We start from the raw sequence: 15,661 nt of genomic DNA, 5'->3' as shown, positions 1-15,661 counted from the left end.
GGAGGAGCTCATGACACGCTTTCACCCTTTGCAAGTTCTGGATGTGCATCACGACACGCGTGATGCGGTTGTAGTGACATTAAAACCGCGTCAGGAAGATGACGCATTGTTCAAGTTTATTCCCGGCCAGTATCTGACTTTCCGTCACGGTGTGGATGGTGATGAGCTGCGTCGTTCATACTCTATCTGCTCGGCCCCTGATGAGGGTGTTCTACGGGTAGGCATCAAACGGGTGGATGGCGGTGCTTTTTCTACCTGGGCCAATGAAAACCTAAGTGCCGGTACCGTACTGGAAGCGATGGCACCCATGGGCAGTTTTCATATACCGCTTGCCTCTGAAAACAAGCGGCATTATTTGGGATTTGCCGGTGGCAGTGGTATTACTCCATTATTGTCCATCATCAAAAGCACCTTGGCCCAAGAGCCACTAAGCAGTTTTACATTGGTCTATGCCAATCGCCAGGTGGGCTCTATTATGTTCCGTGAAGAGCTTGAAGACCTGAAAAACGAGTATATGGGGCGTTTTTCCATCGTTCATTTTCTTGAAAGTGAAGGGCAGGAAAACGAGGTTTTTTCAGGCCGCCTCAACAGCGAAAAATGTAAGGCGTTATTTAGTAGCTGGATAAATCTTGAGCGTGTCCATACTGCTTTTATCTGTGGGCCCGAAGCCATGATGCTAACCATTGCCGATGCCCTGAAAGATCATGGGTTAGCTAAAGAAAATATCAAGTTTGAACTTTTTGCTTCGTCCCAGCCCGGCCGCTTAAGCCGTCCTGTTGTGAAATCGGCAAGTCGCGGTACCGCTAACCAATGTGTGGCAACCGTCACGCTGGATGGTGTAGTTCATAATTTTGATTTCCCCAAAGAGGGACAGAGTTTGCTGGATGCCGCGCTGGAAAACAGGATGGATGCGCCTTATGCCTGTAAAGCGGGGATTTGTTCAACTTGTAAAGCCAAGGTACTGGAAGGCGAGGTTGAAATGGCTGTTAACCATGCATTGGAAGATTACGAAGTAGAGCAGGGTTATGTGCTGACATGCCAGTGTTACCCCCAAAGTGACCGGATAACAGTCAGTTATGACGAATAAGGAGAAGCATGATGTTTGATAACATGAAAGTTGAAGAGTATCTGGCCCAGGGGGGCGTTTTCAGTTCTCCTGAAAATGCACCGGCCCGTTACCGTGCCGAACTGATGCGCATGATGTTTGTGTTTGTGGATAGCGAATTGGCTGCTTCGGCTGGTTTTGCCTCATCCATTAATTTTGCACCGGATATTAAAGCACGCATTGCGGCCAGTCGTATTACACTGGAAAAAGCCGATCATGCCCAGCGGGTATTACGGATTTTAAGTGGATTTGGTACTGATGCCGAGCGCTATGAAAAACAGCATGAGTGGGCATTCCGCTTACCCAGGGAAAATGATTTGCCTAAAGAGCGGCAGGCTGCGGATATGCGTTTGCCCGTGTTTTATTTCCCGCTGCTTAACTGGATGGATGCCGTTGTCATGACGGTGTTACAGGGCCTGGCAGCCGAAGTCCAGCTTGAAGAGTTGAGTCGTGTTTCGTATGATCCATTGGCGGTGGTTTTTCGCGTGATCGCGCCACGCGAGCATGAGCACACCAAGTTGTCACAGGAGGGTTTGGCATTATTGGTTAAAACCGGAGAGCATCAACAGTCATTGCAGCAAAGCGTGGATTATTGGTATCCACGAATTGCGGTTGGATTCGGTCAGCAGAATGCAGAGCGATATGACATGTTGCGCAAATTGGGGCTGCGTCATGAAAGTAATGAAAGCCAATTGCAACGTTGGGCGTCATTGGTAAAAAACCAGTTACAGGCACTGGGATTGCGTGCCCAGTAATATAAAAAATGATGTCTTGATTATGATTGCCAGTTATTGGGAGTATTGATTTAATGGCTCAGATTTTTTCTTTTGACGGCGTGATTCCCGTTGTTGATCCTTCTGCTTATGTCCATCCTGCCGCCACTTTGATTGGTGATGTGTTGATTGGTCCGGCCTGTTACGTGGGGCCGGGTGCCGTATTACGCGGTGATTTTGGCCGTATTCAGTTGCTGGCAGGGGCAAACTTTCAGGACAACTGCGTGGCGCACAGTTTTCCTGATGCTGAAGTGATTGTGGAAGAAGAAGGCCATATTGGTCATGGCACGATATTGCATGGTTGCCGGGTAGGTAAAAATGCAATGGTGGGCATGAATTCCGTGATCATGGACAGGGTGGTTATTGGTGAAAATGCGATTATTGGCGCCATGTCTTTTTTAAAGGCTTCCATGGAAATCCCGGCCGGCCATCTGGCTCTGGGATTTCCTGCCAGTGTTGTGCGGGCACTAAAGCCCGAAGAAATAGCCTGGAAACGTGAAGGCACTTTGATTTATCAGCGGCTTGCCCTGGAATCCAGGCAAAGCACGAAACAAGTGGCAGAGCCGTTAACCCAGCCGGAAGCCAACCGGAAGCGGGTTCGGGCACCCGCGTATGATCCCTTGTTTATTGCTCGTTTGAAGCAGGATGCGGGTTTGCCTTGATATGTGCTGATGCGTCAGTACAAGACGGTTAGTTTCGCTGGCTGGAAGAATGACGCCCCTTGGAGCACATTGTTTCAGCCATTTCAGGATCGCAGTCCGGGTCAGCCAGGTGAGAATAAATTGTTTAAATAAGTTTCTTGTGTTCATGTAAATACCATAATGTGGTAAAACTAATGGTATCAGAGCCATGCAATGGCGATATGGGATCGTGCGCAACTTCGCTCCCGATTTTCGCATCATCCAGACTCATGCGTACACTACCGTCTGGATTAACAAGCACAAATAGAGTGCGTTTTCCTCTTTATAGCGATATTGCATTTCAACAGATGACAGAAACGAAATGATATCTGCATGCAGGTTTAGACTCTTGCTATCGCTATTAATAACTCCCTTAAACTCAATCGTTTTCCTGCGCGAACGCATCAAGGAACCTATGAAGTATTCACGGCAATTTCAGGCCAGCTTTTTTCACCCCCGCTACTGGCTGACCTGGTTTGGGTTGGGCGTGCTTTTTCTGCTTGTTCAGCTGCCTTATCCAATATTGAATCGCCTGGGAATATGGATGGGGCGCATTTCCATGCACTTTCTGAAGCGCCGTGTCGCTATCACGCGACGCAATCTGGAGTTGTGTTTTCCTGAAATGGATGAAGCCGTGCGAGAGCGTAAAGTGCAGGCCAATTTTGAATCGCTGGGCATGGGCTTGTTTGAAACCGGTATGGCCTGGTTCTGGTCTGACAGGCGGGTGAAGCGCTGGTTCGATGTTTCAGGGTTGAATCATCTGAAGCTGGCGCAGCAGGATGGTCGCGGTGCGCTTATGATTGGCGTGCATTTGATGTCGCTTGAACTGGGTGGTCGTGCCATGGGGCTGTGTCAGCCGATGATGGCCACCTATCGGCCACACAATAACAAAGCGATGGAATGGGTGCAGACCAAAGGCCGCTTGCGGTCCAACAAGGCGATGCTTGACCGCAAGGATTTACGTGGCATGGTTCATGCCCTCAAACAGGGAGAAGCGCTCTGGCTGGCGCCTGACCAGGATTACGGTCGTAGTGGCAGTGTTTTTGTGCCGCTGTTCGCGGTCAATGAGGCAGCGACGACCTGTGCCCCGTATATGCTGGCGCGGATGGCCAAACCGGCATTACTGCCCGTGGTGCTGGTGCGTCGAGATAATGGCAGTGGTTATGACTTGCTGATTCAACCCGAACTGAAAAATTTTCCCATTGAAGATAAAATTGCCGCTGCCACGTATATGAACAAGGTCGTGGAAAAGGAAATCATGCGTGCCTCTGATCAATACATGTGGCTGCATCGCCGCTTCAAAACGCGACCGGTAGGGGTGGCATCACTTTACTGATAGGTGGAATGGAGCGGTATGGCAGTTCATCCAGGATGGCAATGACTTACTTGCGATGTCTGTCACATTAGCTGGATACTGGATTAGGCAATGCGATTAAATCAAAAATAACTTTTCGCTGATTAAAATAATGAACTAAAACGGTTCTGCTTTACGTTGACAGCCAGAAAAACCATCCCATAATCACCGCATGAGTTACGGTGAATATATCAGGCGATCTCCGCCTTGGCCGCGGTGGCACTATTACCTTGATGCTTTAGCAGAATCCATAACAGGCAGCTAGTGATATTACAGAACTGTTTGCGCACGGTGTTTTGTAAAAATCACCGGTAGGTGACCGTAGTACAAGCTATGAATTGCCAGGCCCAATACTTGACCAAGTTCCAGCTAGGTGATGGTGAGACGGCAAACGCCTGCTTGTTTGCAAGTATTTTCTGTGTACGGTCAAGCGCTTTAAAATTCTCATAACACAAGTTGGCTTGAAATATAGTCAGTGAGTGAAAGTAATCTGGGAACCAGCTCATCTTCAAGCAGACGGGGAGTAATAATAAATGATGGGCCACTTATTGACAATACCACCAGATCAGTGCCATCGGGCCACTGAATGGGGGCCGAAACGGCATTGACATCTTTTTTCCATTCACCAAAAGAACGGCAGTATTTATTCCTATTAAAAAAATCCAGTTCCGCATTTAAAGCAGCCAGAATATCTGCCTGAACTTGTTGGGGCTGCTCTGACTGGATTTGCGTAATTAAATATTCGCGTTCCAGTTTTGGCAGGCTTGCAAGGAAAGCTCTGCCAATTGAGGTTGTTATCATGGGCATGTGCACGCCACGTCCCATTTTTAGTGTCAAATTTGCATCACTGGAGCAGGCTTCAATGTAAAGCATTGAAAGACGATCTCGGATTGCCAGGGAAATGAGTGCATCCGTGGCTTCTGCTAAAGCTTGCATATGTGGACGTGCAATGTCAATGACACGCAGATTTGACAAAGCCGCATATCCTAGAGCAAGAACAGACGGACCTATTCGGTACTGTCTTCTTTTTTGGTCGTGTCGTAAATAGCCTAACTCTACCAAGGTCTTGGTTAATCTGGAAACGGTCGATTTTGGTAAACCAGTATAGCTTGCAAGCTGACTATTTGAAAGCGCAGGTTCGCGCGCGGAAAAACACCTGAGAATTTCCAAGCCTTTGGCAAGAGAAGTTGCACTATTTGGTAGTAAATTTGATTCATGTTCCATTATACGGAATATTCTAGCTTTAAACTCTGATAAATGGAATGAATTTTTTTGATTAACATATATACTACTTTCAACATAGCAATTTTAAAACAGTTAAAAATATGGAGGGGTTTGGAAATTTTTCTTAATTAAAAAGAGCTGTTGTAAATTAATTCATAATAGTTAACTCATAGAATAAACGGAGACAAGATGAAAACTCAATCTAGAAATATTAAAGCAGGTTTGTTGATCGCATTATCGGCGACCGCATTTTCAATGCCGGTAGCAGCCCAGATTAAAATTGGAGTCATTAATAGTTTGTCGGGCAATTTTGCGGCTTTTGGTGAACGTTACAATGCAGGCTTACAATTTGCTTTGGAAGAAATCAACGCAAATGGTGGTATTAATGGCGAAAAGCTGGAAATTATCTCCCAGGATGATAGATCTGATGCACAAAGTGCCCTGTCCGCACTTGAGTCATTAAACAAGCAGAACGTGCCACTGGTTATCGGATCTTATGCCTCCGGCATTACAGGACCCATGTCTAAAGTAGCAACCCGCCAGAAAATTCCATTAATTGTTCTTGGTAGTGCAGACAATTCTATTACCAAGCCAGGCTCACCTTGGGTATTTCGTGCCAAACATAATTCCAGTATTGTAGCGAAGGCTTACCTGGACTATTTCGATAATTTACGCGATAAACACGGTCTGAAAAAAATTGCCATTATGCATGGTAACGGTGCATGGCCAACCTCTGTGAGTGAAGAAGGGGAAAAACTTGCCAAGGAACGTGGTTATGAAGTCATCGGGAGGCAGGCTTACGATCAAGGTACAACCGATTTCAGGCCCATCCTTAATAAGTTCCGTTCAGGCAATCCTGATATTCTGTTGACCAGTTCTTATGCTGATGATGGTATTGCAATTGCCCGTCAATTGAAGGAGGTTGGTCTGGCCACCAAGGTGGTGGCTATTGATACTGCCTCTTCAATGAGCAGTTATATAGATCAGGTCGGAAAACAGTCTGAGAATATCGTTTCTGCTGTTAGCTGGAGTCCTGACGTGAAATACGAGGGTAACCCTGAGTTCTATAAAGCTATAAAAGAAAAAATTAAAGGTGAACCTTCTTTCTATGAGGCAGAAGGTTATCTGGCTTTGAAAGTAGCTGCAGATGCCTTAAAACGGGCCAAGTCCACTGATCGTGAAGCGGTCCGTGAAGCATTGGCAAATACCGATTTGAAAACACCCGTGACCAATGTTGTCTTCAAAAACTACGATGGTTTCCAGGGACAAAATCCTATCAAGAGTGTCATTGTTCAAATTCAGGATGGTAAACATGTAACTGTTTTCCCAACTGAACTTGCTTCTAAGGAAGCAAGGGTTTCCAACGAATAATCCTCAGTAATATTTCCTGTTTCAGAAGTTAAAACCATCCTGCACGCCAATTCTTTGGCATGCAGGTGGATGAGTATTGACTGTTGAATCGTATTGAAAATGAGTTTTTAAGGTTGTGGTCTGCTTATGTTTGATTTAATTTCTTTTTTGCAGAATTTATCCAACGGTCTTTTAATCGGTGCTGTTTATGCGCTGATTGGTGTCGGTTTGACACTGGTTTTTGGCGTAATGAGAACGATTAATTTTGCACATGGTGATTTTGTTGTGCTGGGGATGTATTTTGCAGTTGTTTTAAATAGTATTTTTGGTATTGATCCATACCTGACCTTGATTTTTGCCATACCACTGGGGTTTATTGTTGGTGCCTTTATCCAGAAGTTTATTCTGGCCAAAGTAATTGATGCCCAACCTGAAACCATGATGCTGGCAACACTTGGGGTTTCACTGGTTATTGCGAATCTGTTGCTATTGATTTTTGGTGGTGAGCCTAAGTCCGTCAATGTTTCTTATGCTTCCAGCACTTTTTCATTGGGTGAGGTAAGAATTTCAATTGTTCTTCTGCTTGCAGGGATTGCAACATGTTTTGTTATTGCCGCTTTATATTTTTTACTGAATAAAACGGAGATTGGCAGAGCAATCCGTGCAACTTCAGAGAACCGTTTGGGTGCAGAGCTAGTTGGCATAAACACTAAAAAAATACAGGCAATTGTTTTTGGTCTTGGTATGGCCTTGGCAGTTACTGCAGGTGTCGCTTTAATTCCTTTGCTTTTTGCTTCACCAGTTACAACGGGTGCTTTATTTACACTTAAAGCTTTTGTGGTTACTGTACTGGGAGGACTTGGCAATATTGGTGCCGCGATTGCGGGCGGTCTTATTTTGGGTATTGTAGAAATTATGGGTGCTTCATATATGGACTCCGCTTATCGGGATGCTTATGGGCTCGTTGTCTTTCTGATTGTGCTTTTAGTCAAACCGGAAGGTCTTTTTGGTAAAACGGTGAAACGGGTATGAAGAAACATTTCATTTTTTTAATTGGCGTTTTATTGATTGCCGGGCTTTTTCCGGTGATCTCCTCTTCTTATATAACGGTTGGTATTTCAGTTTTGCTTTTTACCGGCTGGGCCAGTTCCTGGAACTTGTTGGGCGGATGGGCAGGTCAATTAAGTTTGGGACATGCCAGCTTTGTTGGATTAGGTGCTTATTTTGTAGCACTGGGTGCTTCTGAGTTTCAATTGGCTCCATGGTGGTCAATTATGCTTGGGATGTTGTTTGCAGCAATTCTTGCCTTTATTTGGGGAAGGATTACTTTTAGTTTGAGTGGGCCTTACTTTTCCCTTTCAACTATTGCCGTAGCAGAAATTTTAAGGCTGGTTGCGATTAACGAAGGTTGGTTAACAGGTGGTGCAACTGGGGTGTTTATTGATACTTTACCAGAGCCTTTTGGTTTGGATCTGTTTGATAAGGTGTCCCAATACTATATGGCGTTGTTTTATGCTGCCCTAACAATAGCAATTACGATTTTTGTCTCTGGCAGAAAATTTGGTTTTCAGTTAAGGGCAGTCCGGGATAACGAAGAAGCAGCGATGGCTGCAGGCATAAATCCAACCGTTGTTAAATTAAAAGCGTTTGTGCTTTCCGGTGTATTGACTGCATTGGGAGGTGGAATATACGGCATTTACCTGTCGTTTATTGAGCCACATATTATTTTTAACTTATTGCTTTCAATCCAGATTGCACTGACCGTGATTATTGGTGGGCGGGGAACAATATGGGGGCCGGCAGTTGGCGCATTCCTTTTGGTTGTCTCAGGTGAAATATTCCGGACAACATTCGCACAGGCCAATTTGTTACTTTATGGAGCATTGATTCTCGTTGTTATCCTGATGATGCCCAGAGGTATTGTAGGTGAATATGTGCAAAGAGTTATCAGGAGGAAATATGCCAGTCGTACTTAATGCAGAGAACATAACCGTAAAATTTGGTGGTCTGGTTGCTGTCAATAATGTGTCCCTGTCACTTGAAAAAGGAAAAATTCTTGGTCTGATCGGGCCAAATGGAGCTGGCAAGTCAACGTTGTTCAATGCTATTACGGGTTTTGCTCCGGTTATTTCTGGGAAAGTATTTTTTCTCGATAAAGATGTTACAAAACTGCCTCCTTATATTCGCACAAGATATGGCATGGGCCGGACATTTCAAACAGAGCGTCCTTATGAAGATTTAACTGTGTTGGAAAATGTATTAGTCGCTGCTTTTTTGAAAAACAATAAAAGGAAAGATGCAGAAAAAATTGCGTTATCGGCTTTGGAAAAAGTTGGTTTGCTGGATAGGGCACATCAATTGTCATCTGACCTTAATCTAGCCAGATTAAGGCGTCTTGAATTGGCAAAAGCGCTGGCGCTTGAGCCTGAGATTTTGTTTCTTGATGAAATTATGGCTGGATTAAATCCGCCGGCATTAAAGGAAATGATTGCCTTGTTAAGGGAGTTGACGGCAACAGGGATTTCCATTGTCATGGTTGAGCATATTATGGAAGCCATTATTCAATTGGCTGATCATGTCATTGTGCTGGCAAGCGGTAATAAAATTGCAGAGGGTTTGGCAATCGACGTGATTAATGATGAAAACGTCATAGAGGCTTATCTGGGGACTGACTAATGAATAATGATGTTGTATTGAAAGTGGACTCAGTTGATCTTGGTTATGGAACATTACAGGTTGTATTTAATGCTTCTATAGAGGTTAAAAAGGGAGAGCTGGTTGGGCTGGTTGGGGGAAATGGAAGCGGAAAGTCAACAATATTGAGGGCTGTTTCCGGGATGATTAAACCCATGCGTGGACAGATTCTGTTCAAAGGAGAGTCCATTTCTGGTTTGGAACCGCACCAAATGGCTGAGCGGGGTCTTGCTCATGTACCGATGGGGCGACAGTTGTTTCCCAACCTTTCTGTTAAAGATAATATTTTATTAGGGGCGTATTTACCCAGATTACGAGCCAATCGAGAGAAAAACCTGGATAAAGTTTTTTCTTTATTTCCTGATCTGGAAAAATTTGCAAATTCTTATGCAGGCTCTTTGTCTGGCGGACAGCAACAAATGGTGGCTATTGGACGAGCCTTAATGCTCGAGCCTGATTTGCTGATTTTGGATGAGCCCAGTCTTGGCTTGTCGCCGTTATATGTGAAACAGGTGATGCATGCCATTCGTCAAATTGCCGATTTGGGATTTCCGGTTTTACTTGTAGAACAGAATATCAAACAGGTTTTGCAATTTAGCCATCGAGCGTATGTGCTGGAAAATGGCAAACTGGTTCTTGAGGGGCCATCAGATCAATTACAGGGGCACCCTATGATTAAAAAAGCTTATTTGGGTTTATAGATCTAATTAAAAACAATCGTTATTCAAAATATTAAGCATAAAGGAGGTAACAATGGCAACTCTACCCGTTGACCCATTATTGGATGGTGGTATTGAAGTGTTTGGGAAAGACTTCAGGTCAGGAAAAATAACGTCGGTGCAGTTAACGGAAATTTATCTGGAAAGAATAAAAAAACTGGATGAAAAATTAGGTGCGTTTGAGTTCGTTGATACTGAAAAGGCACTGGCAACGGCTCGTGCCATGGATTTGTTGAGGCAATCAGGAACCGATCTAGGTCCATTGATGGGCCTCCCGATTGCCATTAAAGATGTATTTACCATAGCGGGGATGCCACCCCCTAAAGTTGGAACCAATATTAATTTCCCTGATATTCTAGGGGATGCAGAAGGGCCTTTTATTCAAGCCTTGCGAAAAGCAGGTTGTGTATTCCTGGGGAAAACAAAAACCGTTGAATTTTGCTTGGGGATAACAGGGGATTCAGCCCCTCGGGGAACACCATGGAATCCGGCTGACCCGGAAAGTCACCGCTTGCCAGGCGGATCAAGTTCTGGCTCTGGAGTGGCTACTGCAGCAGGTTTGTGTGCATTTGCCATTGGTTCTGATTCGGGTGGATCGGTACGGGTACCCGCTGCATTTAACGGCGTATTCGGGCTTAAAACCACCTTCGGGTTCTGGCCAGTTGACGGTGCATTTCCACTTGATCCCAGAGTGGATTCTATCGGATTGCTTACTAAATCAGCTCAGGATGCGCTAGTGATTTTCCGTGCCATTTCTTCTATTTTGTTTGGTTATAAATTCCAGCCTTCATCTTCTGGCATTCGAGTAGATAGATTACGGCTGGGGATCCCTGAAAACCATTTCCAGGATAATGTGAATCCGGAAATTGAGCAGGCATTCAAAACGACTAACCAGTGGCTGCAAGAGGCAGGTAGTATACTGGAGTCAATCGTGGTGCCAGAGGCTCCAGAGCGGGCAGATTATTTTCCTGTTTCCATGCCAGCAGCATTGTTATCCGTTTTGGGCAAAGATAATTTTCTGGAACAAAAAAATATCATGGATCCGGTCATTGCCAAACGGATTGAGTCTGGCTTGGAAGCAAAAACTTATGATTTTCTGGCGCTGGAAGATAAAAGAACCAGAAGCAGGATGGCTGTGGAGAATAGATTTATTGGATTTGATGCGTGGGTCAGCCCCACAACAGCAGATTACCCGCCCTTGCTTTCTGAGCTTGCCAATCCCGACAATGCATTTAAGCTGGCACTTGGAATGACGCAAAACACGCAGCCAGCCAATTACCTGGGTTTATGTGCTGTTTCCATTCCTTTGCAGACAGAAGGTTTGCCTATTGGATATCAATTAATGGGTGCACCGGGCAATGATTTGAAATTGCTTGAAATTGCCGTGGAAATTGAGAAGATGCTCAGGAAAAAATCACTTATAGCAAACAAACAATGAACTAATCAATACTATTAAGTGAGTAAAAGGCAAGCATTCATTTTTTGCTGATGAATGCTTGCTTGATTAAAGTTATCTTTAACGTTGTCCGTCTTCACCAATCACGTTTTCAATCAATAACCCCCCCAGCCTTGAGTGTAGACGCGGCCCAGTGGCCATGCCCAGAGCAAATAGCAGCTCGTCGGGTTTTGGTGAGTCAACGGCACCAACTTCTATCGAGTTGAAATGGCTCCTGACATAGGAGGCGTGGATATAATGAAGTGGCATTATCAGCCGGAATCCGGCACTTGCCGTTACTTGGGAAGCTGGCACCATGGCTTTGGGGTTGCCCAGTACTTCACGCATGGCCCAGCCTCCGGCTTCGTGCCATACTGCACCATGTTCCGCTTCTCCATTCAAGCCAACAATGGCTGCCTTGCCATAAGATTCAACCTTGTCTTTGCCTAATGTATTTACCAGTCTAGTGGCTAAATCAAAACCGACATCGCGAAGCGCTTTCATGAAATCGATCAGGTTTTCTTCGTAACGACCGGCAAATGGATTTTTTACGATAGCAAATGCCACAGCACATTTTAAAGGTTCTTGTGCAGGCGGCCCCCCATCGTGATAGATGTCTTCAATGGTTAAAACGGTTTTTCTGATTTCTATTGCCATCGTCTGATTCCTTGTCGTTGTAAATTTTCCTGAGCATTGAGTCAGGCTTGATATTCATTTTGAAGATGATGATAAATTTCCAGATTATCCGCATCAGGCGGAAAATTCTTGGTGGCTTCCTGCCAGGTATGGAAACAGAGATTCAATAATGAAGGGGTGAAATCAAGTTTCTCTGTCAGGCCATATGAAATACCCAAATCTTTAGCCATCAGGTGTAAACCAAATCCACCTTTGAAATCGCCATTTTTCAGCATATGCTGCTTGATCTTTGTTTCTGATGCAACATTCCTGCCACTTGAGGCATTAAGAATATCGGTGAATTTTTCCAGATCCAGTTCCAGTTTTTTTGCCATTAACAGGGCTTCGGACACGGCGAACAGGCCTGCTGCATAGACATAATTGTTCAATGCTTTCATGCCATGTGCTGAACCGGTTTTACCTGTGGGGATAATGACTGAACCCATTGTCTTGAGTATCGGATTTACTTTTTCTATGGCTGAAGCATCTCCACCTACCATGATGGATAACGTTCCATTTATCGCTTTTTGAACACTGCCTGAAACAGGGGCATCAAGCAGGGTAATACCACTTTTTTTTAATTCTTCATCAAGATTGAGGGTGTCCAGTGGAGAGCTTGAGGACATATCAATAACAATTGCATCTTTACTTAATCCGTTCAGTGCGCCAGCGGTGCTATGGGTCCCCAGAATGCAATCACGTACAATTCTTCCGTTAGGCAGCATCAATATAAGAACATCAATATCTTTCAGTTCTTCTATGGAATCCAGAAGTGTTAATGAGTTTGCTTCATTGTTTTTCTGGATGTCTTCTATGGTTTTTTGGGCATTATCAAATGCGTGTACTTCAAATTGCTTTGACAGGTTTTTAACCATGGGTTGTCCCATCGTGCCAAGTCCAACAAATCCTATTTTCATTATTCCTTCCTGTGTTGTTTGTCGTACAGTTGCTTTAAAATAGCCAGTCTATAAGAAAATTGCTTATACCCTGTATATCAATATCATCACAGGCCATAACCGTGAGTTAATAGGAAAAGAGAAAAACATGAAGTTCAAGCTGCGTCAAATGGAGATTTTTCGGGCGGTGATGATTACAGGTTCGATTAGTGGTGCGGCACGAATGTTATTTATTTCTCAACCCGCGGTCAGTAAATTATTGGCACATACAGAAACCAATCTGCGTCTTAAACTATTCCACAGGAGCAAGGGGAAACTTATTCCCACGCCAGAGGCTCATAATCTGTTTGATGAAGTCAATCTGGTTTATGAAGCCGCATTGAAAGTAGACGCTTTTGCGGAAAACCTGTCTGCAAATCCCTCGGGGAAAATTAATATTTGCTGCAGCCCCAGTCTTGGTCTGAATATTATTCCATCTGTTTTACAGCTGTTTTCTGAAAAGTATCCCCATACCAGAATTCACTTTCACACAACCCTGATTAAGGATATGCCACTTGAGTTGTTAAGCAGGAAATCGGATATTGCCATATCTGTACTGCCAGTAGAGCACCCAAATCTGAATGTGGAAACCCTGATGACAGGCAAGATGGTATGTGCTGTACCCATTACTCATCCTTTTTGCGATAAACCTTCTATTTCATTGAAAGATCTGGAAGATCAGAAACTGATCCTGTATTCCAGACAGATTCCGTTTGGGCAGATATTAAACATCGCAGCAGAAAAACAGGGGGTTGCTTTATCGCCAATTATAGATGTTCCGCGTGCGGAGCTTGCCTGTTCACTGGTGTCAAAAGGGCTGGGTATTGCCATTGTTGATCAGTTTTCCGTAAGTAACAATCTGTGGGCAAATCTGGTAGTTAAACCATTGGTGGAAGATATTTCCATAAAAATCAGCATTATTGAGTCCAAGTTTGACAATCCAAGTATAGAGATTAAAAATTTCAAATCAATATTAAGAAAACATGTTAAAAACAGTTTTTGAAAGGATGACAGACAATATCATTTAGTTATAGGTTCAGTTCATTTGGAATAGGACATTACAGCCATTTGTTTCTATCATAAGTATGACTATAAAAGGAGACAAATGTGATTGAACAGATATTGAAAAAATCCCTGAAGGCCGTATCGCTGACAACCATTGCTTTTGCATGTATGGGAGGGGCAAATGCCAATACGGCACGTCCAGCAGAATTTCCTGACAAGCCCATTACCATTGTTGTGCCCTTTGGGCCAGGCAGTGGGTCTGATGTTTATGCCAGATACTTTGGTGATAAGCTTTCCAAAAAAATCAATCAACCCGTGATTGTAGAAAATAAACCAGGTGGCGGCGGAGCAGTGGCTGCGTTGGCCGTTTATGCCAAACCTGCTGATGGACTAACCATATTGCTGGGCAGTAATTCTCCGATGGCGGTGAATGTCTCTACTTATAATGAGCTTCGCTACAATCCATTAAAGCAGTTCATTCCCTTATCTGGACTGAGCCGCAGTATGGCGGTTGTAATTGTTCCTAATGACTCATCGATTAAAAATGTAGAAGATTTGGTTAATCGTGGTCAGCAACAACCTATTTTGAATATGGGAACCTATTCCACTGGTTATGAGTTGGGTGTGGCTGGTTTCGTCAAGGAAGCAGGCTTTAACTGGCAAGTTGTTCCTTATAAAGGCTTGTCACAGACAACCAGCGATGTGATTGGTAAACAGCTTGATGTTGCTGTCATTGATACACCGGGAACAACTAAAATTATTGCAGGAGGGCAGGTCAGGGCTGTTGCCGTAACTGGTACTTCGCGTCACCCCGAACTGCCAGATGTTCCAACGTTAAAAGAACAAGGTTTTAAGAATGCCGTGCACTATAGCTGGACTTCGCTTTGGCTAAAGGCCGGTACGCCGCAAAGTACGCAGAAATATCTCTCGGAAAATCTGATAGAAGTTATGAGTGAAGACGCTTCAAAGGAATTTGTTGCAAATAACTCGGGTGAAATTATGCCATTAGCGCCGGAAGAACTGCGGAAATTCCAGGTTGAGGAGATCGAGCGTTTTAAAACAGCAGCTGAACAGACAAACTTTACTAAACTATAAATACTGAATATTTGTAAACGATAGTGCTTACCGTATAAATCCACCTGATTGTAGCGTTGGGTGGATTTATACTTTCCGTGTTGTTATTCATATACATTTGATGTTTGTAAGATCCTTTTATTCATCCATATAATAGGGCTCTTCGGTTACCTATTATTGGCTTTTTTCACTTATGCCTGAAATCAACAAGCAACGCGCACCCCTGGTCCATTTAAGCAACTCCATTGCGGGTTTAAGTGAAGCCGCCTCGCGGGTAGGGCAGTATATTCTGGGCAACCCCGAAAAAGTGGTTCGCCAGACGGTTGCCGAGCTGGCTGGGTTTACCCATAGCGGGCAGGCCAGTGTGGTTCGCTTGTGCCGACAACTGGGGTTTAATGGTTTTAGTGATTTCAAGCTGGCTTTAATGGCAGAACTGGCTGCGACCAACCAACAGTCACTGACAGGCAAGGACAACGACGAAAGCCACAGCAATGCGCTAATGCAACGCTTGCGGTATCTGTCAAGCTAGTTGGAACATAAGTCACGCGGCCTCTAACACTTTTTTGTGTTGAATGATCTCCTGGTGTTTATCGGGATTGAGCCATACTTCCCCAATCGGTTGCCAGTTACGTGTCTGA

16 protein-coding genes are annotated in these 15,661 nt (G+C 44.3%); 13 read left to right on the top strand and 3 right to left on the bottom strand.

All coding sequences use genetic code 11. The annotated features are described in order from the left end of the window. Positions 1-10: 10 nt before the first annotated feature. The 4 genes from paaE (at position 11) to lpxP (ending at position 3,894) form a co-directional block, all read left to right on the top strand. Complete coding sequence (gene paaE, locus JHL22_RS14380; protein ID WP_200238968.1) at positions 11-1,087, top strand: 1,2-phenylacetyl-CoA epoxidase subunit PaaE; 1,077 nt, start codon at positions 11-13, stop codon at positions 1,085-1,087. A gap of 8 nt (positions 1,088-1,095) precedes the next feature. After that, a complete protein-coding gene (locus JHL22_RS14375; RefSeq protein WP_200238966.1) occupies positions 1,096-1,860 on the top strand; it encodes a Phenylacetic acid catabolic protein in 765 nt (254 codons plus the stop codon). A 53-nt stretch (positions 1,861-1,913) separates the two neighbouring features. After that, positions 1,914-2,540: an acyltransferase gene (locus JHL22_RS14370; protein ID WP_200238964.1), complete on the top strand. Its 627-nt coding sequence runs from the start codon at positions 1,914-1,916 to the stop codon at positions 2,538-2,540. Positions 2,541-2,973: 433 nt separating this feature from the next. Continuing rightward, entirely contained in the window at positions 2,974-3,894 is a 921-nt protein-coding gene (gene lpxP / locus JHL22_RS14365; RefSeq protein ID WP_200238962.1) for a kdo(2)-lipid IV(A) palmitoleoyltransferase, read from the top strand. 462 nt (positions 3,895-4,356) lie between these two features. On the opposite strand, the gene JHL22_RS14360 is transcribed toward lpxP, so the two are convergent. Next, complete coding sequence (locus JHL22_RS14360; protein WP_200238960.1) at positions 4,357-5,136, bottom strand: IclR family transcriptional regulator; 780 nt, start codon at positions 5,134-5,136, stop codon at positions 4,357-4,359. Between the two features lie 189 nt (positions 5,137-5,325). On the opposite strand from JHL22_RS14360, the gene JHL22_RS14355 reads away from it, so the two are divergent. The 6 genes from JHL22_RS14355 (at position 5,326) to JHL22_RS14330 (ending at position 11,337) form a co-directional block, all read left to right on the top strand. Further along, the gene (locus JHL22_RS14355) at positions 5,326-6,507 is read left to right on the top strand and encodes an ABC transporter substrate-binding protein (RefSeq protein ID WP_200238958.1); all 1,182 of its coding nucleotides are present in this window, start codon (positions 5,326-5,328) and stop codon (positions 6,505-6,507) included. 126 nt (positions 6,508-6,633) lie between these two features. After that, positions 6,634-7,518, top strand: a complete 885-nt coding sequence (locus JHL22_RS14350) for a branched-chain amino acid ABC transporter permease (RefSeq protein WP_200238955.1) — start codon at positions 6,634-6,636, stop codon at positions 7,516-7,518. Beyond that, on the top strand, positions 7,515-8,462 hold the full coding sequence (locus JHL22_RS14345; protein WP_200238951.1) for a branched-chain amino acid ABC transporter permease: 948 nt from the start codon (positions 7,515-7,517) through the stop codon (positions 8,460-8,462). Before JHL22_RS14350 ends, JHL22_RS14345 begins: the two co-directional genes overlap by 4 nt. Next, on the top strand, positions 8,446-9,162 hold the full coding sequence (locus JHL22_RS14340) for an ABC transporter ATP-binding protein (RefSeq protein WP_200238948.1): 717 nt from the start codon (positions 8,446-8,448) through the stop codon (positions 9,160-9,162). Before JHL22_RS14345 ends, JHL22_RS14340 begins: the two co-directional genes overlap by 17 nt. Next, positions 9,162-9,881 (top strand): ABC transporter ATP-binding protein, encoded by a 720-nt coding sequence (locus tag JHL22_RS14335; protein WP_200238945.1) that lies wholly within the window; start codon positions 9,162-9,164, stop codon positions 9,879-9,881. Before JHL22_RS14340 ends, JHL22_RS14335 begins: the two co-directional genes overlap by 1 nt. A gap of 52 nt (positions 9,882-9,933) precedes the next feature. Then, the gene (locus tag JHL22_RS14330) at positions 9,934-11,337 is read left to right on the top strand and encodes an amidase (protein WP_200238943.1); all 1,404 of its coding nucleotides are present in this window, start codon (positions 9,934-9,936) and stop codon (positions 11,335-11,337) included. Positions 11,338-11,415: 78 nt separating this feature from the next. On the opposite strand, the gene JHL22_RS14325 is transcribed toward JHL22_RS14330, so the two are convergent. Both JHL22_RS14325 and JHL22_RS14320 read right to left on the bottom strand, forming a co-directional pair. Then, a complete protein-coding gene (locus tag JHL22_RS14325; RefSeq protein WP_200238939.1) occupies positions 11,416-11,991 on the bottom strand; it encodes an amino acid synthesis family protein in 576 nt (191 codons plus the stop codon). Between the two features lie 41 nt (positions 11,992-12,032). After that, complete coding sequence (locus JHL22_RS14320; RefSeq protein WP_200238936.1) at positions 12,033-12,926, bottom strand: NAD(P)-dependent oxidoreductase; 894 nt, start codon at positions 12,924-12,926, stop codon at positions 12,033-12,035. Positions 12,927-13,053: 127 nt separating this feature from the next. On the opposite strand from JHL22_RS14320, the gene JHL22_RS14315 reads away from it, so the two are divergent. From JHL22_RS14315 to JHL22_RS14305, 3 genes are all read left to right on the top strand, one after another. Further along, on the top strand, positions 13,054-13,947 hold the full coding sequence (locus JHL22_RS14315) for a LysR family transcriptional regulator (protein ID WP_200238934.1): 894 nt from the start codon (positions 13,054-13,056) through the stop codon (positions 13,945-13,947). Between the two features lie 104 nt (positions 13,948-14,051). Continuing rightward, a complete protein-coding gene (locus JHL22_RS14310; RefSeq protein WP_200238931.1) occupies positions 14,052-15,044 on the top strand; it encodes a Bug family tripartite tricarboxylate transporter substrate binding protein in 993 nt (330 codons plus the stop codon). A gap of 172 nt (positions 15,045-15,216) precedes the next feature. Next, the gene (locus tag JHL22_RS14305; RefSeq protein ID WP_200238929.1) at positions 15,217-15,552 is read left to right on the top strand and encodes a MurR/RpiR family transcriptional regulator; all 336 of its coding nucleotides are present in this window, start codon (positions 15,217-15,219) and stop codon (positions 15,550-15,552) included. The last annotated feature ends 109 nt before the right edge of the window (positions 15,553-15,661 follow it).

Origin of the sequence: Advenella mandrilli, assembly GCF_016595155.1 — a bacterium.
Lineage (GTDB): Bacteria > Pseudomonadota > Gammaproteobacteria > Burkholderiales > Burkholderiaceae_B > Advenella > Advenella mandrilli.
The sequence above is the reverse complement of the archived record's forward strand: the minus strand, read 5'-3'. Positions and strand labels throughout refer to the sequence as shown.